Source organism: Marinobacter azerbaijanicus (genome assembly GCF_030250645.1).
GTDB classification, from domain to species: domain Bacteria; phylum Pseudomonadota; class Gammaproteobacteria; order Pseudomonadales; family Oleiphilaceae; genus Marinobacter; species Marinobacter azerbaijanicus.
Genome location: NZ_JASSVS010000001.1, coordinates 467122 through 494114 on the forward strand (window position 1 = coordinate 467122; position 26993 = coordinate 494114).

Here is a 26993-nt window from a genome sequence, read left to right on the forward strand (position 1 = left end):
GTTTCTGTTAAAACCGGAAAGAGCGCCAGGAAGCGTCCTTTCGTTGGCGTCAGGAGATGACACAAGATGACTGAGGAGAACAATAAATTTGACGTTGTCGTTGTTGGCGGCGGTGTCAACGGAACGGGGATCGCAATGGATGCTGCAGGCAGAGGCCTCAAGGTATTGCTTTGCGAAATGAACGACCTTGCCTCGGCGACGTCCTCCAACAGCAGCAAGCTGATCCACGGCGGCCTGCGTTATCTGGAGCACTATGAGTTCCGGCTGGTGAGAGAAGCCCTTGCAGAGCGTGAGTCTCTGCTGCGGAACTCTCCTCACATCATGTGGCCAATGCGTTTCCGGCTACCACACCGCCCTCACCTCCGCCCCGCCTGGATGATCAGAATGGGACTGTTCCTTTACGACCATCTGGCCAAACGGGAGGTTCTGCCCGGCTCACGGTCTATCCGGTTCGATGAAAAGGATCCGCTCAAATCTGACATCACCAAGGGATTCGAATATTCCGACGGCTGGGTGGACGACGCGCGTCTGGTGGTGCTAACGGCCAAAAAGGCACAGGAGTGCGGCGCTACAATCCTCACGAGGACCAAGTGCATCAATGCCGAGCGCGGTGAGAAGTCCTGGGACATCTCGCTCCAGGACATGAACGATGACAGCATTCACCACGTGTCGGCAAAGGTTATTGTTAATGCCTCAGGCCCCTGGGTAAGCCGCCTGTTCAGCGAAAGCCTGGCCATGAAGGCCCCAAAAAACATTCGCATGGTCAAGGGCAGCCACATAGTCGTTCCTCGCCTTAACCGGGATACCGAAGCCTACATTCTTCAGAATGAAGACGAGCGCATTGTTTTTGTGATCCCTTATGAAGACGAGTTCTCCCTTGTCGGTACAACCGACGTTGATTACGAGGGTGACCCGAAGAAGGCAAAGATTTCGCCGGAAGAAACCGAATACCTGCTCAACATTGTCAACGCCCACTTCAAACGGCAGCTCACGGAAGCTGACGTGGTCTGGTCCTATTCCGGCGTTCGTCCGCTGATGGATGACGAGGAAGGCGATGCCAAGAAGGCCTCCCGGGATTATTCGTTCGAAGTCAGCAAGGAAAAAGGCAAGGCGCCGGTTATTTCAGTATTTGGCGGCAAGATCACGACCTATCGCAAACTGGCGGAGGCAGCCACAGACAAGCTCTGCCAGTTCTTCCCCCATGCCCGGGGGCCTTGGACCAAGAAGGGTATTCTGCCGGGCGGTGATTTTGAAAATCACGAGACCCTCGAAGCCCGGTTATCGGCGGACTATCCCTGGCTTCCCGAGGCCGTCTGCAGCCGCTATGTGCGCACCTACGGAACCAACGCCTACCACATTCTGGATGACGCCAAGTCGGTTCAGGATCTGGGCTACCGGTTTGCCGGAACACTCTATGAACGGGAAGTGGAATATCTGGTCAAACATGAATGGGCGATGACGTCGGAGGATATTCTCTGGCGTCGCACCAAACAGGGCCTGTATGCCACAGAAGAAGATGTCCGGGAGCTGGACCGCTATATGTCCACTCACGCAACCCCGCAACCGCAGACTGTTGCTCTCCACCACAGCGCCTGAATCACTCTCTCAGGCATTTGCTCCGGCCGGTTCTCCGCCCGGAGCTTTTTTGTGGATTCAATACAAAAAGCCGGGTGTCTTTCGACACCCGGCTTTCTGGCTGACTCCCTCTTCCCGCAAAGGAGAAAGGTATCAATGCCCTTTAGAAGGTAAGCTGTGAGCCTACGATGAAGGCATCGTATTCGCCCTGGCCGCCCTCTGTGCCCAGAGTGGTGTACTCGGCCATCAGGGTCAGTGCATCTGTTGCAGCGTAACGGGCAAAGATCATGGTCAGATCTGTGTCGTTAGCGCTTGAGTTGATGTCATCTTCACCCTCGCCATAGCTGGCACCCAAGGTGGTGCGATTGATCCTGTAGGTGGTCTCGACGTACCACTGGCTGGCATCTTCCTCATTCGGGTCGAGGCGCGCAGCGAATACCCCATTGCCAGTGCCTGAGGTCATGGAGTAGTTACCCCGGACATTCAGGTCACCAAGGGATACCGACCCGCCAAAATCAATGCCGGACATGGTGTAGTCGTCAAAGGTTCCGGTTTTCGAATCCACGTCCTGGGTAAAGGCGCTTGACCACACGGAGAACATGTCCGCGGAGTACACCACGTTGCCCTCGATACGTGGGGTGGTGTATTCGGCGTCTGCAACACCATCAACTTTGGAAGGGCTGAACACACCCACTTTGAACTGCAAACCGCCAAGGTTGTTGGAGGTGTACATCACGCGAGGCGTGAAGTTCGCGTAGAAGTAGCCATTGCCGATCCGACCGGCCGTGGCTGCCACCTGGTCAGGACCACCGATCAGGCCGACACCCAGACCACTGCCGTTATCACCGATAGCAGGCACACCAAAGATACCGAAGCCCTTACCAATATTGACTGTACCGAAGTCCCCGGCGACCGCAATTTCCGAAACCCGGCTGCGGAAGCTGGCATTGGCATCACCCGGAGCAATATCTGCGTTCATCTGGAAATGACCGGATACTTCCAGCCCGTTCTGGGTGGGGGCATAGAGGTTGGTCTGCAGAGTGGCGGGATTGAAGCCGGTTGTGATCGTGAAGGAGTCTTCATCGGTCGGATCATCATAGCTACCGAGTACGGCGAAAATGGGAATGTGACCGTTGAAACCTGCCTTCCAGCCACTATCGGACTCGAATGTCGGCCCCGCAGAAGCCGGCGCAGCAAAAGCTCCGGCAACCAGAGCAATACTGGCGGTCAGCGCAGATATCTTGAAAGATTTTGCATTCGAACATTTGTTGTTTTCGATCATGATAGCTTCCTATTATTGTTTGAGATTTTCCGGTCCATCTTTTCTGCCTCTCGTTGGCACCCGGTTTTAGCCTTTTATCTGTGTTTTAAAGCAGTTACCGGGTTCGACGGACGCTGTCATCCCGAACATTCATTGCGGTCAGAGACCGTCTTCTGTTTTCGAGACACGACAAATTTAGCGCGAGATAGAAAAAATGGAAAGTTTTAGAACATATTTTTTTCGGATTTATTATGTCATGAAATGCACCATCCTGGACCAAAATACTCTATCTACTTGTTATATATGAGCTATAATTTGTCACAGAACTTTTTCGATATTTTCGTTGACGAACCATAAAGCGAACATTAGGCTCATTTATGTAGGTAAACAAACAACAAAAACAGGTGTCACATGAAGAGTTGGCCGGTTGCTGCTGGGATTTTCTGTCTGTTTTTCTTCAACGCTGTCAGTCACGGATCCGACACTTTCAATGCGCTACCGGAAGCGCGCCAACAGATTATCGAACGATGGGTTTCAAACCATTTTCAGGCGTCTACCCTGCCACCTCAGGAGCAGACAGAGGAGCTCGCCTGGTTTGCCCGGGCGGCCGCTCCTCTGGAGGGTCTCGAAATCTCGGTGCTATCCGAGGATCTCGCAACCCATCGTTATGAAGCCAGTGTTCTCGCCCGGGCTTTTTCGGAGATTACCGGAATCAGGGTCACTCACGACCTGAAACCGGAAGGCGAAGTTATCCGGCAGGTGAACCTGCAGCGCATCATGGCCGCTAAAGGGCGATACGATGCCTTCGTGAACGATTCGGACCTGATAGGCACCCACTCCCGCACCGGATGGGCACTGTCTCTGAGCGATTACATGGAGGGAGAGGGTAAGGCCTTTACCCTCCCTACCCTCGATCTGGAAGACTTTATCGGCCTGAGCTTTGTCACCGGCCCGGATGGCAAGATCTACCAATTACCCGACCAGCAGTTCGCGAACCTGTACTGGTTCCGTTACGACTGGTTCCAGCGCCCGGAGTTGCGTGCGAAATTTCTTGAGCGGTACGGCTACGAACTTGGGGTGCCACTGAATTGGTCGGCGTACGAAGACATTGCTGAGTTCTTCACGCTTCATGTGAGGGAAATTGATGGCAAGCGTGTTTACGGGCATATGGACTACGGCAAGCGCGATCCGTCGCTGGGATGGCGTTTCACGGATGCCTGGTTATCCATGGCGGGCGCCGGGGACGCCGGCCTGCCCAATGGTCTGCCGGTAGACGAATGGGGCATCCGCATGGAGGAGTGCCGTCCCGTCGGCTCGTCTGTCAGGAGAGGAGGCGCAACCAATGGGCCTGCTGCCGTCTACGCGCTACAAAAGTACATTGACTGGCTTGAACGCTATGCCCCGCCGGAGGCATCCGGAATGAATTTCTCCGAAGCAGGCCCGGTACCTGCCCAGGGACAGATAGCGCAACAGATTTTCTGGTACACCGCCTTTACTTCCGATATGACAGAGCCGGGCCTTCCGGTGGTTAACGAAGACGGTACTCCAAAATGGCGAATGGCACCCTCTCCCTACGGCGCCTATTGGTCTGATGGTATGAAGCTGGGTTACCAGGACGTGGGCGCCTGGACTATTCCCCGCGTAATGAGCGATCGCAGGCAAAAAGCCGCATGGCTTTACGCCCAGTTTACGGTGTCGAAATCCGTCTCGTTGCAGAAGACCCTGGTGGGCCTGACCCCCATTCGCGAATCCGATCTGGATTCACCGGAGATGCAGGCGAGGAGCGCAGAGCTTGGCGGGCTGGTGGAATTCTATCGCAGCCCGGCTCGCGAGGCCTGGACGCCGACCGGCGTGAACATCGCCGATTACCCAAAGCTGGCAGAGCTGTGGTGGCCGAACATTGCCGATGCCATATCGGGAGAGCGCACAGCGCAACAGGCAATGGACAAACTGGCCGAAAGCCAGGACCGGGCGATGGCTGTTATGGAGAGAAACTTTACGGTAAACAACTGTCCACCCCGTATAACCGCGGACGGCAAGGCGAAAGGTCGTGACTGGTGGCTGGCCCAACCCGGCGCACCGAAACCGAAACTGCAGAACGAGAAGCCGCCGGGGAAGACCATCCGCTATGAGGACCTGCTATCCCGCTGGGAAGCAACCCGCTAGACCCATCAGCGTGGTAGCCGGACCTAGCGCCGGAGAATATCCCCGACCCGTTGTCGCAACTCGGGGATCACCTCCTGCTCGAACCACGGATTACGTCTTAACCACAGGTTATTTCTGGGGCTGGGATGCGGCAACGGCAGCATCCCGGGCCACACCTCCCGCCAGCGTCTTACCCGCTTGGTGACGGATGTCTTGCCTCCCGGTAGGTGCCAGGCATGGGCGTACTGGCCAATGGCCAGCGTCAGCTCAATGTGTTCCAGGCGCTCAAGCAACAGGTCCCGCCAGGCCGGCGCACATTCCGGACGCGGTGGCAGGTCGCCAGACTTCCCGGTACCGGGGTAGCAGAACCCCATCGGCAGTATGGCCAGCTGTTTTTCATCGTAAAAGGTGGCCCGGTCGATTCCCATCCAGTCCCTCAGGCGATCACCACTGGGGTCATTGAATGGCAGGCCGGTCTCATGCACTCGTCGCCCCGGAGCCTGCCCCACTACCAGAATGCGGGAGGATCGGGAAATCTGGATAATCGGGCGGGGGCCCAGCGGGAGATGAGGCTCGCAGATTCTGCACTGGCGAACCTCCGCCACAAGCTCTTCAAACGGCATTCGGGAATAACTACTGGTCATTTGTGCCAACCACTCCTGATAAAAAGGCCATTGCATAAACAGCCGGTTACCGTAACCTTAAAGCCTGTTTCCATGACCAACAAATGAGCCATTCCAGGCCTGGCCACGATATCACCACCTGCAACAGGGACTGCCCGTCATGAATGCCAAGTCAGACATTGCACCCAACCCGACTCTGGACGAGTTCCGCAAGGTAGTGCGCAGCCGGCGCTCGGTGAGAAGGTTTACCGACGAGCCGGTACCGGAACACGTCCTGGACGACTGCCTGGAGCTGGCCATGCTGGCACCCAACTCCAGCAATCTCCAGCCCTGGGAATTTTTTGTGGTCAGAACACCAAAGCTGAAAGCACAACTGGCCGAAGCCTGCCTGGGGCAGAATGCCGCAAAAACGGCGCCGGTGCTGATTGCCGTGGTCGCCCGAACGGATACCTGGCGTCAGCATTCGCGCATGGCACTGGAGCAGTGGCCAGAAGAAAAGCTGCCGGGAATAGTGGAGAAGTATTACTCTAAAATTGCGCCGATCCACTACAATCAGGGGCCTTTCGGATTATTCGGCGCTGCCAAGAAAGCCGCGGGATTGTTTGTGGGCCTCACGCGGCCAGTTCCCCGGGGGCCATACTCTCCCAATGAAATGAAAATCTGGGCTACCAAGTCCACCGCCCTGGCTGCGGAGAATCTGATGCTGGCGCTCAGGGCACACGGTTACGACTCATGCCCCATGGAAGGCTTCGATGAATGCCGGGTACGGCGCCTGCTGAAACTGCCGAAAAAGGGTCTGGTAACCATGGTACTGGCGGCTGGAAAACGTTCCGAGAGAGGGGTTTACAACCGCCAGTACCGCTTTGACAAAGAACAGCTGGTTCATTACCTGTAAGCGGCATTGCGCAGCATCCTGAAGGAACTGCGGTCGCGGCTGAATTCTACACTTCGGGGTTGGTCAGCGCTTCTGCCGCGCCCAACAGACCAGTGTACCCTTCAGTGACGATGTAAACCGGGGTTGCCTCCAGCAATGGCCGCATACGGCCCTTGTCCTCGAAGCCTTTCTGGAATGGGCTCTCCAGGAAAAAATCGATGAATCGCGGGAGGATGCCGCCACACAGGTAGACACCGCCGGTGCCGCCCAGTGTCAGCACTCCATTGCCGGCAACACGGCCCAGAATTTCGCAGAAGTGGCGAAGGGTCTGCCGCGCAAGAGCATCGGAATTGTCGAGCGCTGCCGCGGTTATCTTCTCCGGCGCATCCAGAGGTGCCGCCACGTCCTGTATCTCGGCGTGGGCCTGGTACAGGTTCAGCAACCCCTGGCCGCAGAGAATCCGCTCCACCGACACGCGACCGAACCGGGCCTTGAGAATCCGCAGTATGGCCATCTCGGTATCGTCGGTGGGCGCAAAATCCACATGGCCGCCCTCGGTCATCAGGGGAATCCAGCCGGCCTGCAACGGCACCAGGCCGGAAACACCAAGCCCCGTACCCGGCCCGATTACCAGGCGCGGCCGGCGAGCGTCACCCGGCCCCCCGCAAACATGAATCAGCTTCTCGGCGCCTACATGGGGAACGCCAAGGGCCATGGCGGTAAAATCATTGATGACCTTGAACTTGCCCCAGCCGAACTGGCGTCGAACTTCCTCACTGTCAAAACGCCAGTGGTTATTCGTCATTCTCACCTGTGTACCCGAAACCGGGGAGGCAACCGCCAGGCATACGTCCTGTACTTCCTCTACTCCCGATCGTTTCAGGTAATCGGCAATGGCGGAATCGAGGTTGTCATACTGACTGCAGGCCAGAACCTCCACGGCTTCCGGTGTTACGTCACCGGAACGAACCAGGGCAAACCGTGCATTGGTACCCCCGATATCCCCTACCAGTGAGTAATTCGTTATTGTCATGCGTCATGATTCCAGAAAAAGCTGGCTCCCTCTTCCGGGGTGCTGGCCGCTTTACGCATCCAGCCAAACAGCTCCCGGCCCAATCCATGATGATAGCTGGTCAGGTCTGCCTTTTCCGGTTCACGGGCAGCAAACTCCTCTGCAGGCACATCAACCTCAAGTTTACCGGAGACTGCATCCAGCGTAATGATATCGCCATTCTTCACCCGTGTCAGAGGGCCACCGTTGGCGGCTTCAGGATAGACGTGAATCGCAGCCGGCACCTTGCCAGAGGCGCCAGACATCCGTCCATCCGTTACCAGGCCTACCTTGAAACCACGATCCTGTAGTACGCCGAGATAAGGGGTGAGCTTGTGTAACTCCGGCATACCATTGGCTTTCGGGCCCTGGAAGCGGACCACAACGATACAGTCCCTGTCCAGATCACCTGCTTCAAACGCGGCTTTGAGTTCATTCTGATCGTTCAGAACCACCGCGGGCGCCTTGACCGTGCGATGCTTCTCGGCAACCGCGGAAACCTTGATCACACCCCGACCAAGGTTACCGTCCAGAACCCGGAGGCCACCGTCCGGAGCAAAAGGTTCTTTCGCGGTGCTCAGCACATCCGGCTTGGCACTTTTCTCGGGGGCGGGCTTCCACACAAGCCTGTCATCTTCCATCTCGGGCATCCGGGTGTACTGTTCCAGACCGCGCCCCACCACTGTCTCCACATCATTATGGAGAAAGCCGGCATCAAGCAGCTCCCGGATGAGAAACGGCGTGCCGCCAGCTTCATGGAAGGCATTCACATCTTCCTGACCATTGGGGTAAATGCGGGTCATTGAAGGCACAACCGAAGATAGTTCAGCGTAGTCATTCCAGTCGATAATGATGCCGGCCGCCCGCGCGATGGCAATCCAGTGAATGGTGTGATTGGTTGAGCCACCGGTGACCAGTAGCGCCACCAGGGCGTTCACGATGCTCTTTTCATCAACCATGTCACCCAGGCCAAGCGTGCCTCCATTGGGCTTGGAGAGACGGACCACCTGTTCGGTCGCCGCGCGGGTCAACTCATCCCGCAATGGTGTGCCCGGGTTTACGAAGGCTGCGCCCGGCAGGTGCAGCCCCATGACCTCCACCAGAAGCTGGTTGCTGTTGGCGGTGCCATAGAAGGTGCAGGTACCCGGGCTGTGGTAGGACTTTGACTCCGCTTCAAGCAGTTCGTCCTTGCCAATCTTGCCTTCGGCGTACAGTTGGCGGATACGCTGCTTTTCCTTGTTCGGCAATCCAGAAGGCATGGGCCCCGCCGGTATCAGTACCGTTGGCAGGTAGCCGAAACTGAGGGAACCAATCAGCAGGCCGGGCACAATCTTGTCACAGATGCCCAGCAGCACGGTGGCATCAAACATATTATGGCTGAGGGCAACCGACGTACTCATGGCAATGGTGTCGCGGGAGAACAGGCTGAGCTCCATGCCCGGCTGCCCCTGGGTCACGCCATCGCACATGGCGGGCGTGCCTCCGGCAAACTGCGCGACCGACCCCATACCGTGGGCTGCTTCACGAATCACATCGGGAAAATCCTTGTAAGGCTGGTGGGCGGACAGCATGTCGTTATAGGCAGACACAATAGCCACGTTCGCCTTGTTCATCAGTTTGAGCGTGTCTTTGTCTGACTGGTTGCAGGCTGCAAACCCATGCGCAAGATTGCCGCAGGACAAGGTACTGCGTTGTGGCGACTGCGCCTTGAGCTCTTCCATCCGGCCCAGATAATCCTGACGGGTTTTGCGACTGCGCTCGATGATCCGCTGGGTAACCGCGTCTACAGTCGGGTGCATAGTGGGTCTCCTGAAATGTCGTTATTAATTGCTTTTCTAATTCCCGTAAGTTTACTTACTTTTTTTACCGCTTTCACCCGCACATCATTCATTTTTCCATTTTTTGTTGTTATATTTACTACATCAACAACCGATATGAACAAAAAACAACCAGAATTGGAGCCAGAACATGACTATCCGCATCGCAATTAACGGCTTCGGACGCATTGGCCGCAATGTTCTCCGCGCACTTTACGAGAATGAATACCGCAACCAGATGCAGGTTGTCGCCATCAACGACCTGGGCGACGCCGAAACCAACGCCCATCTGCTGAAGTACGACAGCGTGCACGGCCGCTTCAGTGGCATTGTAAACCACGACTCCGAGTCCCTGTCCGTCAACGGTGATCGCATCGCCATTACCGCCATCCGCAACCCGGAAGAACTGCCCTGGAAAGACTATCATGTGGATGTGGTATTCGAGTGCACAGGCCTGTTTACCTCCCGCCAAAAGGCCGAGGGTCACCTGAATGCGGGCGCTCGCAAGGTCATCATCTCCGCACCCTCCCCGGACGCAGACGCCATGGTGGTGTACGGTGTCAACGACAACATCCTGACTGCGGAACACGACATCATTTCCAACGCCTCCTGCACCACCAACTGCCTGGCACCGGTTGTCAAAGCGCTGCACGAAAAAATCGGCATCGAGAGTGGATTGATGACTACCATCCACTCCTACACCAATGACCAGAAGCTGAGCGACGTCTATCACTCCGACCTTTACCGCGCGCGCTCAGCCACTCAATCGATGATTCCCACCAAAACCGGCGCTGCCGCAGCTATTGGCAAAGTGATTCCGGAACTGGCCGGCAAATTTGACGGACTGGCGGTGAGAGTTCCTACTATCAACGTATCACTGGTGGATTTCGGCTTTATTGCCAGCCGTGACACCACGGTGGAAGAGATCAACGAAGCCGTCCGGGAGGCCGCAGAAAGCAGCTCTGTTCTGGGCTACAATGCTGAAAAACTGGTCAGCGTGGACTTCAATCACAATGCCCTTTCCAGCATTTTCGACGCCAACCACACACGGGCCATGGGCCGTCATGCAAAAGTCATGGCCTGGTACGATAATGAATGGGGCTTCTCCAACCGGATGCTCGATAATGCCGCAGCGCTGATGAAAAAGGCGAACCAGTAACACTGGCCGCCTGCCAGGCAGTTATTGACCATAAAGCTCCACCGGAAAACAAATAAGGAAACAGGAATCATGCTAAGGCGTACCAAGATCGTCGCCACCCTCGGCCCCGCCACCGACTCGCCGGAATCACTGTCGGCGATCATCGCCGCCGGCGTGGACGTTACCCGCTTGAACTTTTCCCACGGTAGCGCGGAGGATCACATGGAACGCGCCCGCCGGGTGCGGGAAAGCGCTGCCGCCAACGGCCGCTTCGTAGCCCTTCTGGCGGACCTGCAGGGGCCGAAACTGCGTATTGCCCGCTTCTCGGCAAACAAGGTCACTCTCAAGGCTGGCCAGCGCTTCATCCTTGACGCCGCCATGGACAAGGAAGCCGGCAATGAGGAGCGGGTCGGGATCGATTACGAGCAGTTGATCGAGGACGTCAAACCAGGCGACATCCTGGTACTCGACGATGGCCGCATCGAAATGGAAGTCGAATCCGTCGACGGCACCAGCATTTCTTCCCGCGTTCTTATCGGCGGCCCCCTGTCCAACAACAAGGGCCTGAACAAGCGCGGTGGCGGTCTGTCTGCCGAAGCGCTTACCGAGAAAGACAAACAGGACATCAAGACCGCTGCCCGCCTGGGCGCCGACTACGTGGCCGTGTCCTTCGTGCGCACCGCCGAAGACATGCATGTTGCCCGTCGCCTGCTGAAAGAAGCAGGGTCGGAAGCCCGCCTGGTTGCCAAAATCGAGCGCGCAGAACTGGCCCACGATAATGCCGCCCTGGACGCAGTGATAGAAGCTTCGGATGCCGTCATGGTGGCCCGCGGCGACCTGGCCGTGGAAATCGGTGATGCCGAACTGGTCGGTGTACAGAAACACATCATCAACCGTGCACGGGCCCTCAATACGGTGGTGATCACTGCGACCCAGATGATGGAGTCGATGATTGAGAACCCCATGCCCACCCGGGCAGAGGTCTCTGATGTGGCCAATGCGGTGATGGATTACACCGACGCGGTCATGCTGTCTGCGGAAACCGCCGTTGGTGACTATCCCGTGGAAGCGGTGGAGGCGATGGTACGCATTTGTATCGGTGCGGAGAAGCAGCCTTCGATGCACCAGTCAAAGCACCGGATTCACGAAAGCATGGAGCACGTGGACGAGGCCATTGCCCTGTCTGCGATGTATGCAGCGAATCACCTGGAAGGCGTAACGTCGATCATCTGCATGTCAGAAACCGGCGCCACTCCCCTACTGATGTCCCGCATCAAGTCGAGCCTGCCGATTTTTACCTTCTCCCGCCATCATTCCACCCAGCACCGGGTGACCATGTTCCGCGGCGTGCAGACGGTGCCGTTTGATTCGGCAGCGATTCCTAATGAACAGACGAACTCGCGCGCGGTGGCAGAGCTGGTTCGTATGGGTGTCGTCAAGGACGGTGATCTGGTGGTGATTACCAAGGGTGATTACGTGAATGCCCAGGGCGGCACCAACACCATGAAGATTGTTCGTGTTGGGGCGGATATTCGCTAGTTAAGATTTGGGAGGCTTCGTCTTCGTAGCCTACGAGGTTGGTGCCTGGAGGCTGCGGGGCGGGGTGTCCCAAAACCGCTACGAGCACGTCCATGTGCGCTTGTAATTGGCCATCCCTGGCCAATTACATTTTGGGACACCCCGCCCCGCAGCCTCTGTTTGAACCTTTCTGATATCGCTGGATAACACTGTTTTTGTAGGTCGGATTAGCGAAGCGTAATCCGACGTTGTGCTTCGTATTGCTGCCATTTTGTCGGATTACGCTTCGCTAATCCGACCTACGTTTGGGGGGAAGCACCCAAGGCGTTATCTTCGGAGCCCGATCAAGCGACTGGTGGGCCGGACTTTCGGGAATGTAATTGGCCAAGGATGGCCAATTACAAGCGCACATGGAGGTGCTTGTAGCGTTTCCCGAAAGACCGGCCCACCAACCGCGCTGGCACCAAAAAAAAACAGGCTACAGAGGAAAACTCACAAGTCCAGAAGACTCCCCCGAACAATCTCCGAAATCTGCCCCCAGTCACCGGCGTCAACCGCTTCACCCGGAGTCAACCAGGTACCGCCAACAGCAGCCACGTTCTCCAGGGCCAGATAGTCTTTGGCAGTGTTGCGGCGAATACCGCCCGTCGGGCAGAAGGTGACGTCCGGGAATGGGCCGGAGAAGGCCTTGAGGGCCGGGATGCCTCCGGCGACTTCTGCCGGGAAGAACTTGAACTCCCGGTAGCCCAGGTTGTAGCCCACCATCAGCTCGGAAATCGTCGAGATGCCCGGCAGCAATGGTGCCTCGGAAGTAACACCAAATTCCAGAATCGCCTCGGTAACACCCGGGGTAATGACAAACTGGGCGCCAGCGGCTTCCACCTGGCGGTACTGGGCAATACTGGTTACCGTGCCGGCACCCACCCAGGCGTCGGGTATGGCTTTTCTTACCTGCTCAATGGCTTTGACCCCGTGGGGCGTGCGCAGAGTGATTTCCAGAACGCGGATACCGCCGTCAACCAGGGCCTGGCACAGAGGCACCGCCTGGTCGGGGTGGTTGATGGTAATCACCGGAACGAGGGGGGAGGCGCTCAGTATCGACCGGACCCGATCGCGGTGAAAGTCAGACAGTTGATTCATAATCTTCTCCGGTAAACGATTCATTGGTCGGCGACGCTCAGGCGCTCCAGAAAATCTGCAGGCCGGGCCTGAGAAAAGCGCGAATTGGCATTTCCTTAACCTGGTCGATGTCACGACAGGCAGCCTGCAAGGTCTCCAGCTTGTCATCGCCCTTCAGATGCAGTGCTGTAAAGCCAGCCTGGCCCAGGGCCCGGAGCGTCAGCGTGATGCGCTTCTGAGGCTGGGAAGGCGGCGTCATCGGGGCGACAATGGCTGCCGAATCGGTATCCAGGGCATTGTCCAGCTCTGGCGCATCCGGAAACAGAGAGGCCGTATGGCCGTCGTTACCCATGCCCAGAATCACCACATCCAGCGGCAGATGCAGGTCAGCGAGCGCCGCTTCCACGGCAGCAAGGCCATCAGCCGGTGTATCACCGGGCTGCTTGAGTGACAGGTAGTTCGCTTCCGATGCCGGGCCCTGCAACAGGTTTTCCTTCACCAGGCGAGTATTACTGGCCTCATCGTCTTCCGGCACCCAGCGTTCGTCCGCCAACAACACATCAATTCGTGCCCAGTCCAGCGGCTTTTCCCGCACGGCCTTGAAAAATGGCAATGGTGTGGAACCGCCGGAGACCACAAGGCTGGCCCTGGGGGCGATCAACAGCCGCTCGGCAAGGTGGTTGGCGACGGCATCCGCCAGCGCTACGCCGGTATCGTCAGGGGTGTCGAAAAAATGCGCATCCACCGCTTCCGGTAGACCAAGGTCATGCATCTTCATACCAGCTCCTCCCATCCCGTGTGATCATGGCAATAGAGGCAACCGGTCCCCAGGTGCCAGCAGCGTATCGCTTGGGTGGCACTCCGCTGTCCTCCCAGTTACGCATGATCTGATCGACCCACTGCCAGGCATGCTCTACTTCATCACGGCGGACAAACAGGTACTGGTTGCCTTTCATGACCTCCCAGAGCAGACGCTCGTAGGCGTCAGGAATACGGTCGGTTTCGAAGGTTTCCGAGAAGGTCAGTTCCAGCGGGCCCTGACGCAGCCGCATGCCCTTGTCCAGCCCTTGATCCTTGGTGAGAATCTGCAGAGACATGCCTTCGTCCGGCTGCAAACGGATAATGAGCTTGTTGTTGGCCAGGTGCTTCTGGTCAGGATCAAAAATATAGTGTGGCGCCGGTTTGAAGTGGATGATGATCTGGGACAGCTTCTCCGGCAGTCGCTTGCCTGTGCGGATATAGAAAGGCACGCCGGACCAGCGCCAGTTATCGATCTCGGCTTTCAGGGCCACAAAGGTTTCAGTCTTGCTACCCTTGATGGCCCCCTCCTCCTCGAGGTATCCGGGAACAGGTTTGCCGCCACTCGTGCCTGCCGTGTACTGCCCACGGACGACATGGGTATCCATCAGGTCCGGTGTAATCCGGCGCAATGCCTTTAACACCTTCACTTTCTCGTTACGGATACTGTCCGCGGACAGGTCCGATGGTGGGTCCATGGCGATCAGACACAGTAACTGCAACAGGTGATTCTGCACCATGTCACGAACCTGGCCGGCCTTGTCGAAATAGCCCCAACGGCCTTCGATACCCACACTCTCCGCCACGGAAATCTCGACATGGGAGATATGGTTCTGGTCCCACTGGGAGGCAAAAAGGTTGTTGGCAAAACGCAGGGCAATCAGGTTCTGGACGGTTTCCTTGCCCAGATAGTGGTCGATTCGGAACAACTGGTTCTCGTTGAAGACTTCACCCAGCTCGTCGTTGATCACCTTGGATGATTCCAGATCGTGGCCAATGGGCTTTTCTACCACTACCCGCGTGTCCTGATCACAACACCCCTTGCTACGAAGGTTGCGGGCGATCAGGCCGTACATGGAGGGCGGCGTTGCCATGTAAACGATCAGGTTGCTGGACTCTTCGCTGCGCCAGTCATTGAGGGCGCTGTATCCATCCGGGTCAGTGAAATCAAGGAACTGGTAATCCACACGCTGCAGGAAGCTCTCGGCAACCTCCGCATCAAACTCATCCTTCTTTACATGCTCCCTGAGCTTGTCGAGAAGAATCTTGCGAACTTCCTCTGTGTCGGCCCTGTTTCTGGCGATGGCGAGAATACGGCTGCCTTTATGCAGCAGTCCGGCCAGTTCCAGCTGGTACAGCGCGGGAAACAGCTTCCGTTGCGCCAGATCCCCCAGCGCTCCAAACATCATCAGGTCACAGCGGGTATTGATTGGGTCAGCCATCGGTTCCTTTCTCTCTTTGTTTTCGTGCTGAATGCCACATCTCGCACGATTCGAGGCGTCAATGTAGTAATTTTAGCCAAATAATGACACCGCAAACGAAATTTTCCAAGGATATTTTCCAATTAATGATACTTTTACTACCACAAATCCCCACAAAACACGCTATAATCAGCGCGGATTTTGACAAGAATGCCGATCAATCAGGGAGAATCCTAAATGGCTGCCAATCAGGCGCAACGCGACGACAATCTGCTCGAAGATATCCAGCTGCGGCTGGACACTCTCAACAAATCCGAGCGCAAGGTTGCCGAAGCAATTCTTCGCGACCCCAGCGCCGCAACCCGATACAGTATTGCTGCATTGGCCAGGGCTGCTGACGTCAGCGAGCCAACCGTCAACCGCTTCTGTCGGGGTTTTTCCGCCACCGGCTTCCCTGATTTCAAGATCCGCCTTGCCCAAAGCATAGCCACCGGCACACCGTACATCGGACAAAATGTAGAGCCAGATGACACGGTGGCAGAGTTCGCCGACAAAATCATGCTGAGCACCATTGCCAGTCTGGACAAAGCGCGCCAGGCACTGGACCCCAAGGCACTGTCTGCAGCTATTGATTACCTGATTCAGGCCAAGCAGATCAACTTCTTTGGCATGGGCGGATCGGCACCCGTTGCCATGGATGCCCAGCACAAATTCTTTCGGTTCAATATCCCGGTGATGTCCTACGATGATGCACTGATGCAGCGGATGGTCGCCGCAGGCAGCACCACGGGGGATGTTATCGTGCTCATCTCCTACACCGGTCGCACACGTGAAACGGTAGAGATTGCCCAGCAGGCCAGAGCCAATGGCGCCACAGTTATCGGAATCACCATGCCCGGCTCACCGCTTGCCGAGACCTGCACCGTGGTGATAGAGGTCACTGCCCCCGAAGACACTGAAGTCTACATGCCCATGTCATCACGCATCATCCACCTGACGGTGATCGACATTCTGGCTACCGGCGTCACGCTCAAGCGAGGAGCTGATTTCCTGGGCCACCTGAAGAAGATCAAGGAAAGCCTGAAACCAACGCGTTTTCCAGTCTAGCCGCTCTTTCGTTTCATGCCCCCGTGGCTGGGGCTCCGCCACTTCATCCTTCTACGCCCCTCCTCCCCCTGAAAACTCACCCCCCTTTTTCTTCAGGGCGGAGGATGTACTCATCTTCCGGTTACAGGACTATGACATCCGGTTTCCCAATGTCTGGTTGGCAGAAGCTGCAATCAAGGGAGCCGGAGGCCTGATCCGGAACCAGGTGTCCCCTGGCAGAAGCCCGGAACTCCGCTTCTCTGACATTCAAAAAAGACAAAAAGCACAGGACACAGACGATGCAAAACAATAAGCGCTTTTTCCCGAACAAACTCCCCCTTGCTGCCGCAGTCACAGCAGCCATCATGGCCACCCCGGCCATTGCGGTAGATTTTCATGGTTACTCTCGCGCCGGCGTATCAACAAACATCGGCAGTGGCGGCGAACAGACCTGCTTCGGCAGCGGTGCTACCGGTCACTACGTCGGCCGCCTTGCAGATGAGTGCGACACTTACGCAGAGCTGGGCCTGGGTGATGAACTCTTCAGTCAGGACGGCAAGACCTTCCGCTTTGACTCCATGCTGGCATACAGCGCCAACAATCAGGGCAATGACTACCAGGCCCTGAACGGCGGAAACAACATTAACAATGTGGACTTCGGCAGTAACGAAGTCGGACGTAACAGCTCCGACCCCTACGGTGGCGGCGACATTGCTCTGCGCCAGCTTTATGTGTCGGCCAATAACGTGATTGAGTCCCTGCCCGGCGCAACACTCTGGGCCGGTAAGCGCTTCTACAAGCGTAAGGATATCCACCAGCTCGACCTTTTCTACCTCAGCAACTCCGGCTATGGCGCGGGCATTGAGAACATTCAGGCGGGTGCCGGTCAGCTGTCTGTTGCCTACACCAACTCTGACACCAGTGATGGCGACAACCTGGTCCAGAACAACAAACTGGATGTCCGGTATGCATTCCCAGTAACGGGCGGCCACACTCTCGAGCTGATTGGCATCTATGCCATGTCGGATCTCACCGACGCCCAGCAGGACGCAGGCATTGAAGATGAAGATGGCTACTTCGTCATGGCGGAGGTTTCATCCGGCGTCATGGGCGGCTTCAACAAGTTTGCGCTTCAGTACGGCGCCGATTCCATGGGCTTTACCAATGCCGAGAACGCCAGCGGCGGTCGGGTTGATAATGCCAATGTGGCAGGCTACTTCGAGTCCAGCTGGCGCATCCTGAACCATGGCGTTATCAAACTGGGCGGCGACTGGGAACTGGGACATTCGGTCGTGTATGAAGAGGCCGAGTCTCACGATCCCGCTGCCAAAGACGGTGAACGACTGAGCATTGTTGCCCGACCGATCTATAACTGGTCATCGGTAATGAGCACCGCCATCGAAGTGGGCTACAGCGACACTGATCGTCCATGGTTCGCCGAATCCCAGGACCTTGGCAAGTTCGCAGTAGCTCAGCAGTGGCAGGCCGGCCCCGGTTACTGGGCACGTCCGGTCATTCGCGCCTACGCAGCCACTTTCTTCGGTGACGAAGCCGAGAATGCCCGTGGCGGCGAAGGCATCGACGGTGACATCCAGGTCGGTGCCCAGATCGAAGCCTGGTGGTAAGGCTCTAAACTCCACACTCTCTCGTTGGACCTCCTTGGGCCGGCTTTCAAGCCGGCCCTTTTTTGTCTTTTTCACCCCTCTTTTTTCTACTCCCCATTTGCCTCACCGACTACGCCTCCAAAAGTTGAGCGCCGAAGGATGTGCCCCGTCGCCCTTCGCGCAACCATGGATCCGGTACGTTCGTGTGCCGGCCTCGCCGGCACACGAGGTACGTTTCAAACAACAACAATGGAAAAAGGATATCCGTTATGCCTGACCATAAACGGGTTGCAGGCGGCTGGGCCCTGGCGCTTTCGCTGGCCCTTGTCGGTTGCAATTCCGGTAACAGCAGCTCGCCTTCCGATACCGACGACAGCAGCAGCGGAGACTCATCCGCCCTGCTGGAGCCCGGTGAGAACGAAGCAATCCTCTACTACAAACGCCCTGACGCTGATTACGACGGCTGGGGTCTGCACCTCTGGAACGACCCGGCCTCCGGATGTGATGGAATGGCCGAGGATGTGCCAACCGAGTGGAACGACCCTCGCGCCCACAACGGCGTGAACGAAACCTACGGCGCCTACTACATCATCCCCATGCGCGAAAGCGGGGACTGCATGAACTTCATCATGCACAAGGGCGATGACAAGGACCTGGGAGGGAAAGACCACCGCTGGCACTTCGGCGCGCTGGGCAACCGCATATTTACGATCAGCGGCAGAGAGCTGTTGTCCCCCGAGCCGATCGAAGCCGAGGGAGTGACCATTGATGGCGCCAAAGCCCACTGGCTGAATGCCAATACCCTGGTGTTTGCAGATACCGGCAACGCAGCAAGAGTGGAGCTCCGCTTCGATGCCAACGCAGGTATCACCATTGACGACGCCGATGGCAGCCTGGATGGCGGAAACACTATTGAACTGAACGCCACAACCCTATCCCCCGAACTGGAGCAGGCGTTCCCGCACCTGGCGGGCTGGCCAGCCTATTCGGTCAATGCCGACACCCAAACCAGGGCCGAAGCATTGCGCGGCCAGCTGGTGGCAGCTGCCTATAACAGCGACGATGAGCTGGTATCCGCCACTCGCCTCCAGATCCCCGGCATACTGGACGACCAGTTTGCTTACGATGGCATTCTGGGAGCCACGGTTGACGGTGCCGATACTGAGTTTGCCGTCTGGGCGCCAACCGCACAGACCATGCGCCTGCATGTGTTCAACGCAGACGGCAGCCTGGTCAATGGGTATCCGGTGGACATGACACGCAATGGCGGCATCTGGAAACACACCGGCAATACCGCTGATGTAGACCGCAAGTTCTACCACTACGAGGTCACGGTTTACCATCCCCGCACCGACGCCATTGAGACCACCATGACCTCGGACCCCTACGCCCTGAGTCTGTCGGAAAATGGTGTGTATGCGCAGGTAGTCAACCTGAATGACAGCGACCTGAAGCCGGCAGACTGGGACAGCCTGGCGCCACCCCCAATGCTCGCTCCGGAAGACGTGGTGGTGTACGAAACCCACATCCGGGATTTCAGCGCAACCGATGAAACGGTAACCGCAGCAAACCGTGGCAAGTACGCCGCCTTTACGGAGTCTGCGAGTGCGGGTGTCACCCACCTGCAGGCCATGGCCAACGCCGGCATCACCCACCTGCACCTGCTGCCGGCTTTCGATATTGCCACCGTCAACGAAGACCCGGCAGATGTGGTCAACATAGACGACGATTTCAGCAGGCTTTGTGACCTGTCAGAAGAAGCTGCGGAAAGCTACGCCAGTTATTGCAACAGTGGCGACACTATCCGTGCGGTACTGGAGTCGTTCGACCCCACAACCGGTGACGCCCAGGCGCTGTATGGCACGTTTCGGGGACTGGACGGCTTCAACTGGGGCTACGACCCAGTGCATTACACGGTTCCCGAAGGCAGCTATGCGTCCGACGCAAACGGTGTAGCCAGGATTCTGGAGTTCCGCCAGATGGTGCAGGCGGCAAGCAGTCTGGGCCTGAACGTGGTTCTAGATGTGGTCTACAACCACACCAATGCTTCCGGTCTTGCCGACAAGTCGGTTCTGGACAAGCTGGTGCCTGGCTATTATCACCGCCAGAACCCGAAAACCGGCGTGGTTGAGCAGTCCACCTGTTGCGAAAACACCGCATCCGAACACCGGATGATGGAAAAGCTGATGATTGACTCGCTGGTCACCTGGGCCTCCGAATACGGCATCTCCGGTTTCCGGTTCGATCTGATGGGGCATCACATGCTGTCCAATATGGAAAGAGCGCTGGACGCAGTAAAGGCTGTCGACCCGGACACCTATTTCTACGGTGAAGCCTGGAACTTTGGCGAAGTGGCCAATAACGCCCGTGGAACCAATGCCATCCAGGCCAATATGGCCGGCACCGGTATCGGTTCTTTCAACGACAGACTGCGCGATGCCGTGCGCGGAGGCGGCCCCTTCGATGGCGGTGATGCACTGCGAGCCAACCAGGGTTTTGCCAATGGTCTTTTCAGCATTCCCAACGATCGCAACAGCGGCAGCCACACCGAAAAAGAGCGCCTGCTACAGATCAGCGACTGGATCCGTATCGGCATTGCCGGCAGCCTCAGCGACTATGCGCTGGTGACAGCCGACGGCTCTACCCGCACCGGCACGGAGATTGACTACAACGGTCAGAACGCCGGATACACCAGCGATCCACAGGAAGTCATCAACTATGTCTCCAAGCACGACAACCAGACGCTCTGGGACAACAACCAATACAAGGCGGATTTTGCCACCACGCGCCAGGAGCGTGCCCGGATGCAGGTGGTGGGCCTGGCGGTGCCCATTCTCAGCCAGGGGATCCCGTTCATCCATATGGGCTCGGAATTGCTCAGGTCCAAGTCTATGGAGCGTGACAGCTACGACTCCGGAGACTGGTTCAACGAGGTGGACTTCAGCTACCAGGAAAGCGCCTGGAACCGGGGCCTGCCGCGGCAGGACAAGGACGGAGCCAACTGGGAGCTGATTGCAGAAATCATCGGCCAGTTTGAGACCGGCCCCACGCCGGGCGACATCGACTACACCCGCCAACAGGTGCAAAAACTGTTGGCGGTTCGCAGCGGGAGCGAGCTGTTCAGACTGCAAACAGCTGAAGAGATCAGCGAGCGTCTGGATTTCCACAACACCGGCGCCGGCCAGCAACCAGGCGTGATTCTCTTCAGCCTGGATGACGGCCCGGAAAACGGGTTGGCCGACCTGGACAGCGATGTCGAGCAGATTGTGGTGGTCATCAACGGCACTGGTTCAGAACAATCCCTGGACACCAGTCTGACCGAGTCCTTCACAGTCCTGGCTGATACCTCACCGAACGAAAATGCAGCGGCAGTCAACGGCACCTTTACGGTACCCGGTCTATCAGTCGCTGTGTTCAGCAGATAGTCGCACTACAGCGACAGTAAAGCATCCCCCGGCAGGCTGCACCATGTGCCTGCCGGGGGAGCAACCAAAAAGGGAGAAAACCATGAACAAGAAACTCATAACGCTGGCCATGGCCTCTGTGCTGGCCGTCACTGCTGGCTGCGCCACATCAGGCGGAAGAGATTACAGCGACTCACTCTATCTGCGGGGACAGTTTGCCTGGTGGGATGCACTGCCGGAATACAAGGTGAAGCAGGTGGAAGACGGCCTGTATCGAACCGAGGTCGAACTCAAGGCCGACGGCCAACCGTATGAGTTCAAATTTGGTGATGCGAACTGGTCTTCAGGCACCAACTGCGGCTACCTCTCGGAGGAGGACAAAGATGTGGAATTGAATAAACCGGTAAAAGCAAACTGCTCTGCCGTCTTCGAAAATTTCCGCTTCACGCCCCCTGAAACCAGCACCTACGGTTTCTACTTCGATACTCGAGGCGAGACACCCGAGGTGTACATCAAAAACACAAAATAAAAGGCCCGGAACATTGACCGGGCCTTGCTCACAACTGCAGAAGGGCACCCATACCGGGTGCCTTTTTCGTCAGGGGCGCTCTACGTCTGCGTTATCCCTGAGATACTGTTGATACGCACGGTACTCACGCTGCCCTTCAAGGGACGCGAGGAAACCGCGGAGCTGAAGGAACTCCTCACCATCTCTTTTGACCTCGCCTTCATTGACCTCATCCAGAGCGACAATAACCACTCTGTCTTCCGAGACCACCGAACCATAGGCGTTGCCACCGTCATCAGGACGCTGCAGTGAAAATACCTCGGACATCACAGCGCCACCAAGTACGCGGTTGCTTCGGGACTGGTCCTCATAGGTTTGCCACGCCTCAAGCCCAAGCTCTTCAGCACTCTTGCCAGACCTGAGGTCGGCGATGATGGCCTCCGCACGGTCACTGAGTGCGTCACGGGTTTTCTGACGGGTCAGTGCTGTGCGGATTTCGTCGGCAACTTCTTCCAGTGGCTGTTGCTGGGCTTCGTGGTACTCGGCAACCCTGGCCACCACGGACATATTATCGCCAACATCAATCAGCTCGGTGTTAAAACCGTCTTTCAGCACATCCTCGGAAAACAGCTGGCGAACAAGACCATCGTGGTCAAAGGGCGCCTCGCCGCCGTCCCTGGTAATGCCGCTTTTTTCCCGCACCTCAAGACCAAGCTCTTCAGCGGGCCCGGTCAGGTCATCGGCCGCATAGGCCAGATCCGCAAGTTCGGAGCGTACTTCAGCAAAGCGCTCAGTTGCCTCACGCTGCGCCAGTTCACGGCGGAGTTCATCCTCCACCTCGTCCAGCGGGGGCGGATCCACTCTCTGCACATCCTCAAGCCTGATCAGGTGAACCCCAAAACTAGTGGATACCGGATCTGATATCTCGCCTTCCTCGAGGGCAAACAGGGCATCTTCAAAGGCGGGGTCATAAACACCACGCCCTGCGAAACCGAGGTCGCCCCCCTGCTCCGCGGAGACGGTATCTATGGAAAATTCCTCCGCAAGCGAGGCAAAAGACTCACCCTCGGCCAGACGCTGCTGGATGGTAGCCATGATCTCGTCGGCATTGTCGCCGCCTTCAATCAGGATGTGGGAGGCACGACGCTCTTCCCTTGCCAACTCGGCGGAGCGCTGTTCATAGAAGTCCCGCAACTGCTCATCACTGATTTCAACGGTTTCCGCAAGCGCTTCCAGCGACAGTACGATGTACCTGGCATCCACGCTCTCTGGCTGCTGGAAAGCCTGCTGATTCTCCTCATAATAGGATTCAACATCCGCATCCGTGACCTTGACCTCGTCGCTTACCGAGTCCGCTGAGAGTGTGGTCATACGGAAGTCACGGGTCTGATTCTGAATGCGCAGAAGCTGGGCTACATTCTCATCCGTAACCACACCACTCTGTGCGATACCCGCGCGAATCTGATTGACCACATACTGCTGGCGCATGGTTTCGCGGAATTCGGAAACACCCATTCCCATGTTTCGAACCGCGGAAACAAAGCGGTCACGGTTAAACGTGCCATCCACCTGGAACTGGGGCATCTGGGTGATGAGAGCGTCAATATCCGCATCGGACAACTCCAGACCCTGGCGGGCGGCATCCTGGGTCATAACCTCCTGCTGGATCAGGGAATCGAGCACATCCTGGCGGATCTGGTCTTCGTTCAACAGAGAAGGATCAGGAGTATCCATCTCCGACAGACGGCGCTGACTCTCCAGTTGAACAACGCGGAGAAATTCCCGTTCTGTAATATCTTCTCCGTTAACTGTCGCAACCTCGGGCTCGCCGGAAAAACCGCCGACTATCGCGTCCATTCCCCAGATCGAAAGTGAAACAATCAGTAGGCCAATGATGACTTTGGCAATGGTGCCCTGGGCATTTTCCCGAATATCTTGAAGCATGTTTCTCCCGGATCCCTGATCAGAGTCTGTAAGGGTCACTTAACGTAAAAAGGCGCATTCATTCAGGAATGCGCCTTGAATTCATCAGAGCCGGCTGACTGCGGTATTGCCACCGGGCCAACCGCTCCGGCAACCCCCGTCATTCCGGGCGTTGCCAAATGAAAGATTCCGTTACTTAACGGCGTCCTTCAGGGCCTTGCCTGCCTTGAACCCAGGCACTTTGGAAGCTGGGATCTTGATCTCGGCACCAGTCTGCGGGTTACGGCCAGTACGTGCGGCACGCTCTTTCACAGAGAAAGTGCCAAAACCAATCAGAGTTACCTGATCACCTTTTTTGAGAGCACCGGTAATGGAGGTAGTCATGGCATCCAGAGCACGGCCTGCGGCGGCTTTGGAGATATCAGCGGATTCTGCAATTGCATCGATCAGTTCGGACTTATTCACACTAAACCCCTTCGATTTCAGGTTGAAGATGTTATAGGTTGGATTGTTGTTTCCTGGACGTTCCCGACTATCGCATAAGCGGTCAGAGAATTCCATTCTTCACTATTTTTATTCCTTTCGGCTACTAACCGGCGTTCGGAATAGGCATTAACTGCGCGGGAGCCCTTGATATTGGCTGCTTCACGGCGAAACAGTTATACCAATGGGCTCTCTAGCGTGTCAACAACACAGCGCGGGTTTAATGTGTATTTATGCGCTCTGCCGCCTCACCTTCATCATCCCGGGGGCTGCCTGCAGCCTTTTCCGTAGACGCATCTTCAGTGCGTGGTTCCGGCGGATAGGCCAGTGCAATGTCCAGAACTTCATCGATCCACTTCACCGGACGGATCTCCAGAGATTCCTTGATATTATCCGGTATCTCCTTGAGATCACGGACATTTTCATCAGGAATGATCACTGTCTTGATGCCCCCACGGTGGGCTGCCAGGAGCTTTTCCTTGAGCCCTCCGATGGCGAGCACCCGTCCACGCAGGGTGATCTCACCGGTCATTGCCACGTCGGCCCGAACCGGAATCTGGGTCAATGAAGAAACCAGTGCTGTGCACATGCCAATACCGGCGCTGGGGCCATCTTTTGGTGTGGCGCCCTCGGGAACGTGCACGTGAAGATCATGCTTTTCGTGAAAATCATCACTGATGCCAAGCCCAAGAGCCCGGCTTCTGACCACTGTCAGTGCAGCCTGAATAGATTCCTGCATGACATCACCGAGGGAGCCAGTCTTGATGACCCTGCCCTTACCCTTGGTCAATGCACACTCCAGGGTGAGCAACTCGCCGCCGACCTGGGTCCATGCCAGCCCGGTTACCTGCCCGACCTGGTTTTTCTCTTCAGCCAGGCCATACTTGAACTTCTTGACGCCCGAGTAGTCCTCGAGCATCTCCGGTGTCAGGGTCACAGAGGCCTTGTCACCGCTTTCAACGTGATCACGCACCACCTTGCGGCAAAGCTTGGCGATCTCCCGCTCCAGGCTACGTACGCCGGCCTCACGGGTGTAGTAGCGGATCAGGTCGCGGATCGTTTCTTCCGGCACATCAAGTTCGTTCTTGCGCAGGCCGTTGGCCTTGATCTGTTTGGGCAACAGATACTTGAGCGCAATGTTGACCTTCTCGTCCTCGGTATAGCCCGGAATACGGATGATTTCCATACGGTCCAGCAGGGCCGGCGGGATGTCCATGGAGTTGGACGTGCACACAAACATTACGTCCGAGAGATCGTAATCCACTTCCAGGTAATGGTCGTTGAAGGTGTGGTTCTGTTCCGGATCCAACACCTCAAGAAGCGCCGATGCCGGGTCACCACGGTGGTCCATTCCCATCTTGTCGATTTCATCAAACAGGAACAGCGGGTTTTTCACGCCCACCTTGGACAGCTTCTGCAACAGCTTACCCGGCAGCGCGCCAATGTAGGTCTTGCGGTGACCACGAATCTCGGCCTCATCACGCACCCCACCCAAAGCCATACGGGTGTACTTGCGGTTTGTCGCCCGTGCAATGGACTGCCCCAGTGACGTTTTACCAACGCCCGGAGGGCCTACCAGACAGAGTACAGGGCCTTTTACCTTTTTCACCCGGCTCTGGACTGCCAGATACTCCAGGATACGCTTCTTGACTTCATCCAGTCCGTAATGGTCTTCGTCCAGAATCTGCCGGGCCTTTTCAATATCATGGCGAACGCGGCTGCGTTTCTTCCAGGGAATGGCGAGCATCCAGTCAATATAGCCCCTCACGACGGTTGCTTCCGCCGACATGGGAGACATCATTTTGAGCTTGTTGAGCTCGGCTTCTGTCTTCTTGCGGGCCTCTTCCGGCAGGCCTGCTTCTTCAAGCTTCTGCTCAAGCTCTTCGAAGTCGTTATTGCCTTCGCCAAGGTTACCCATTTCCTTCTGGATCGCTTTCATCTGCTCGTTGAGGTAATACTCACGCTGGCTACGCTCCATCTGTTTCTTGACGCGGCCGCGGATACGCTTCTCAACCTCGATCAGGTCAATCTCACCATCCAGTTTGCCCAGCAGCAGATCCACACGCTGGCGGATTTCCAGCGCTTCCAACAGTTCCTGCTTTTCAGGAATCTTCAGTTCCAGGTGCGCGGCCATGGTATCCGCCAGGCGCTCAAGCTCGTTGATGCCGGTCAGCGCATTGGACACTTCCGACGGTACCTTTCTGGAAAGTTTGACGTACTTTTCAAACTCGTCCATCAGGGTTTTGACCAGCACCTCTTCTTCCCGTGCCGGCAGTGAGTCCTCGTCCATCAGCATGGCCTTGCCGGCCAGGTACTCACCGTCACTTATATCGGTGATAGTCGCACGGGCGTTGCCTTCAACGAGAACCTTGACAGTGCCGTCGGGCAGCCGAAGCATTTGCAGTACGGTCGCCACTGTGCCCATGGCAAACACGTCATCCGGGCCGGGCTCGTCGGTTGAAGCGTCCCTCTGGGCAACCAGCAGGATTTCCTTACTGCCCTCCATGGCCGCTTCCAGCGCCTGTATGGACTTTTCGCGGCCCACGAACAGCGGCACCACCATGTGCGGGAACACCACCACATCTCTCAGTGGCAACAGCGGGTATTCTTGCACAGATTCTTCAGGTATCAGGGTCATAGAAAAT

General features: G+C 56.8%; 19 protein-coding genes. 9 read left to right on the forward strand and 10 right to left on the reverse strand.

The window, feature by feature from the left end; translation table 11 throughout:
• Positions 1-66 precede the first annotated feature (66 nt).
• On the forward strand, positions 67-1596 hold the full coding sequence (gene glpD / locus QPM17_RS02145; protein WP_285388388.1) for a glycerol-3-phosphate dehydrogenase: 1530 nt from the start codon (positions 67-69) through the stop codon (positions 1594-1596).
• Positions 1597-1738: 142 nt separating this feature from the next.
• On the opposite strand, the gene QPM17_RS02150 is transcribed toward glpD, so the two are convergent.
• A complete protein-coding gene (locus QPM17_RS02150; protein ID WP_285388389.1) occupies positions 1739-2857 on the reverse strand; it encodes a porin in 1119 nt (372 codons plus the stop codon).
• A 390-nt stretch (positions 2858-3247) separates the two neighbouring features.
• Between QPM17_RS02150 and QPM17_RS02155 the strand changes: the two genes are divergently transcribed.
• Positions 3248-5002: an ABC transporter substrate-binding protein gene (locus QPM17_RS02155; protein WP_285388390.1), complete on the forward strand. Its 1755-nt coding sequence runs from the start codon at positions 3248-3250 to the stop codon at positions 5000-5002.
• Between the two features lie 23 nt (positions 5003-5025).
• Here the strand turns inward: QPM17_RS02155 and QPM17_RS02160 are convergent, their stop codons facing one another.
• Positions 5026-5625 (reverse strand): uracil-DNA glycosylase family protein, encoded by a 600-nt coding sequence (locus QPM17_RS02160; protein ID WP_285388392.1) that lies wholly within the window; start codon positions 5623-5625, stop codon positions 5026-5028.
• 139 nt (positions 5626-5764) lie between these two features.
• Between QPM17_RS02160 and QPM17_RS02165 the strand changes: the two genes are divergently transcribed.
• A complete protein-coding gene (locus tag QPM17_RS02165) occupies positions 5765-6499 on the forward strand; it encodes a nitroreductase family protein (RefSeq protein WP_285388393.1) in 735 nt (244 codons plus the stop codon).
• A 46-nt stretch (positions 6500-6545) separates the two neighbouring features.
• On the opposite strand, the gene QPM17_RS02170 is transcribed toward QPM17_RS02165, so the two are convergent.
• Together QPM17_RS02170 and edd are read right to left on the reverse strand one after the other, a co-directional pair.
• On the reverse strand, positions 6546-7511 hold the full coding sequence (locus QPM17_RS02170) for a glucokinase (protein WP_285388395.1): 966 nt from the start codon (positions 7509-7511) through the stop codon (positions 6546-6548).
• A complete protein-coding gene (gene edd / locus QPM17_RS02175; RefSeq protein ID WP_285388396.1) occupies positions 7508-9328 on the reverse strand; it encodes a phosphogluconate dehydratase in 1821 nt (606 codons plus the stop codon). Before edd ends, QPM17_RS02170 begins: the two co-directional genes overlap by 4 nt.
• A gap of 169 nt (positions 9329-9497) precedes the next feature.
• On the opposite strand from edd, the gene gap reads away from it, so the two are divergent.
• Complete coding sequence (gene gap / locus QPM17_RS02180; RefSeq protein ID WP_285388397.1) at positions 9498-10505, forward strand: type I glyceraldehyde-3-phosphate dehydrogenase; 1008 nt, start codon at positions 9498-9500, stop codon at positions 10503-10505.
• Between the two features lie 69 nt (positions 10506-10574).
• Positions 10575-12023, forward strand: a complete 1449-nt coding sequence (pyk, locus tag QPM17_RS02185) for a pyruvate kinase (RefSeq protein ID WP_285388399.1) — start codon at positions 10575-10577, stop codon at positions 12021-12023.
• Between the two features lie 471 nt (positions 12024-12494).
• Here the strand turns inward: pyk and QPM17_RS02190 are convergent, their stop codons facing one another.
• From QPM17_RS02190 to zwf, 3 genes are read right to left on the reverse strand one after another with little or no spacing between them, the layout of a single operon-like run.
• The gene (locus QPM17_RS02190) at positions 12495-13142 is read right to left on the reverse strand and encodes a bifunctional 4-hydroxy-2-oxoglutarate aldolase/2-dehydro-3-deoxy-phosphogluconate aldolase (protein WP_285388401.1); all 648 of its coding nucleotides are present in this window, start codon (positions 13140-13142) and stop codon (positions 12495-12497) included.
• Positions 13143-13179: 37 nt separating this feature from the next.
• Positions 13180-13893, reverse strand: a complete 714-nt coding sequence (pgl, locus tag QPM17_RS02195) for a 6-phosphogluconolactonase (RefSeq protein ID WP_422732717.1) — start codon at positions 13891-13893, stop codon at positions 13180-13182.
• The gene (zwf, locus tag QPM17_RS02200) at positions 13886-15361 is read right to left on the reverse strand and encodes a glucose-6-phosphate dehydrogenase (protein ID WP_285388403.1); all 1476 of its coding nucleotides are present in this window, start codon (positions 15359-15361) and stop codon (positions 13886-13888) included. The genes pgl and zwf overlap by 8 nt, the downstream gene beginning before the upstream one ends.
• Positions 15362-15577: 216 nt before the next feature.
• Here zwf and QPM17_RS02205 point away from each other — a divergent pair, with 216 nt between their 5' ends.
• The 4 genes from QPM17_RS02205 to QPM17_RS02220 all read left to right on the forward strand — a co-directional run bounded on the left by QPM17_RS02205 (position 15578) and on the right by QPM17_RS02220 (position 21963).
• Positions 15578-16447, forward strand: a complete 870-nt coding sequence (locus QPM17_RS02205) for a MurR/RpiR family transcriptional regulator (RefSeq protein ID WP_285388404.1) — start codon at positions 15578-15580, stop codon at positions 16445-16447.
• Between the two features lie 278 nt (positions 16448-16725).
• Positions 16726-18051: a carbohydrate porin gene (locus tag QPM17_RS02210; RefSeq protein WP_285388405.1), complete on the forward strand. Its 1326-nt coding sequence runs from the start codon at positions 16726-16728 to the stop codon at positions 18049-18051.
• Positions 18052-18299: 248 nt separating this feature from the next.
• On the forward strand, positions 18300-21455 hold the full coding sequence (pulA, locus tag QPM17_RS02215) for a pullulanase-type alpha-1,6-glucosidase (protein ID WP_285388406.1): 3156 nt from the start codon (positions 18300-18302) through the stop codon (positions 21453-21455).
• Between the two features lie 82 nt (positions 21456-21537).
• On the forward strand, positions 21538-21963 hold the full coding sequence (locus tag QPM17_RS02220; RefSeq protein WP_285388407.1) for an early set domain-containing protein: 426 nt from the start codon (positions 21538-21540) through the stop codon (positions 21961-21963).
• 69 nt (positions 21964-22032) lie between these two features.
• Here QPM17_RS02220 and QPM17_RS02225 read toward each other — a convergent pair whose 3' ends face one another.
• From QPM17_RS02225 to lon, 3 genes are all read right to left on the reverse strand, one after another.
• Positions 22033-23886, reverse strand: coding sequence for a SurA N-terminal domain-containing protein (locus QPM17_RS02225; RefSeq protein WP_285388408.1), 1854 nt, complete (start codon positions 23884-23886; stop codon positions 22033-22035).
• A gap of 171 nt (positions 23887-24057) precedes the next feature.
• Positions 24058-24330 carry an HU family DNA-binding protein gene (locus QPM17_RS02230; RefSeq protein WP_027832426.1) on the reverse strand — a complete coding sequence of 91 codons (273 nt, stop codon included), beginning with the start codon at positions 24328-24330 and terminating at the stop codon, positions 24058-24060.
• 238 nt (positions 24331-24568) lie between these two features.
• On the reverse strand, positions 24569-26986 hold the full coding sequence (gene lon / locus QPM17_RS02235; RefSeq protein WP_285388409.1) for an endopeptidase La: 2418 nt from the start codon (positions 26984-26986) through the stop codon (positions 24569-24571).
• Between the last annotated feature and the right edge of the window lie 7 nt (positions 26987-26993).

Coding starts and splice junctions, on each gene's coding strand:
- QPM17_RS02150 (WP_285388389.1), bottom strand. CDS start 2,857: ATGATCGAAAACAACAAATGTTCGAATGCAAAATCTTTCAAGATATCT.
- QPM17_RS02160 (WP_285388392.1), bottom strand. CDS start 5,625: ATGACCAGTAGTTATTCCCGAATGCCGTTTGAAGAGCTTGTGGCGGAG.
- QPM17_RS02170 (WP_285388395.1), bottom strand. CDS start 7,511: ATGACAATAACGAATTACTCACTGGTAGGGGATATCGGGGGTACCAAT.
- QPM17_RS02165 (WP_285388393.1), top strand. CDS start 5,765: ATGAATGCCAAGTCAGACATTGCACCCAACCCGACTCTGGACGAGTTC.
- pyk (WP_285388399.1), top strand. CDS start 10,575: ATGCTAAGGCGTACCAAGATCGTCGCCACCCTCGGCCCCGCCACCGAC.
- pgl (WP_422732717.1), bottom strand. CDS start 13,893: ATGCATGACCTTGGTCTACCGGAAGCGGTGGATGCGCATTTTTTCGAC.
- glpD (WP_285388388.1), top strand. CDS start 67: ATGACTGAGGAGAACAATAAATTTGACGTTGTCGTTGTTGGCGGCGGT.
- pulA (WP_285388406.1), top strand. CDS start 18,300: ATGCCTGACCATAAACGGGTTGCAGGCGGCTGGGCCCTGGCGCTTTCG.
- QPM17_RS02210 (WP_285388405.1), top strand. CDS start 16,726: ATGCAAAACAATAAGCGCTTTTTCCCGAACAAACTCCCCCTTGCTGCC.
- zwf (WP_285388403.1), bottom strand. CDS start 15,361: ATGGCTGACCCAATCAATACCCGCTGTGACCTGATGATGTTTGGAGCG.
- QPM17_RS02155 (WP_285388390.1), top strand. CDS start 3,248: ATGAAGAGTTGGCCGGTTGCTGCTGGGATTTTCTGTCTGTTTTTCTTC.
- QPM17_RS02225 (WP_285388408.1), bottom strand. CDS start 23,886: ATGCTTCAAGATATTCGGGAAAATGCCCAGGGCACCATTGCCAAAGTC.
- lon (WP_285388409.1), bottom strand. CDS start 26,986: ATGACCCTGATACCTGAAGAATCTGTGCAAGAATACCCGCTGTTGCCA.
- QPM17_RS02190 (WP_285388401.1), bottom strand. CDS start 13,142: ATGAATCAACTGTCTGACTTTCACCGCGATCGGGTCCGGTCGATACTG.
- QPM17_RS02220 (WP_285388407.1), top strand. CDS start 21,538: ATGAACAAGAAACTCATAACGCTGGCCATGGCCTCTGTGCTGGCCGTC.
- edd (WP_285388396.1), bottom strand. CDS start 9,328: ATGCACCCGACTGTAGACGCGGTTACCCAGCGGATCATCGAGCGCAGT.
- QPM17_RS02205 (WP_285388404.1), top strand. CDS start 15,578: ATGGCTGCCAATCAGGCGCAACGCGACGACAATCTGCTCGAAGATATC.
- gap (WP_285388397.1), top strand. CDS start 9,498: ATGACTATCCGCATCGCAATTAACGGCTTCGGACGCATTGGCCGCAAT.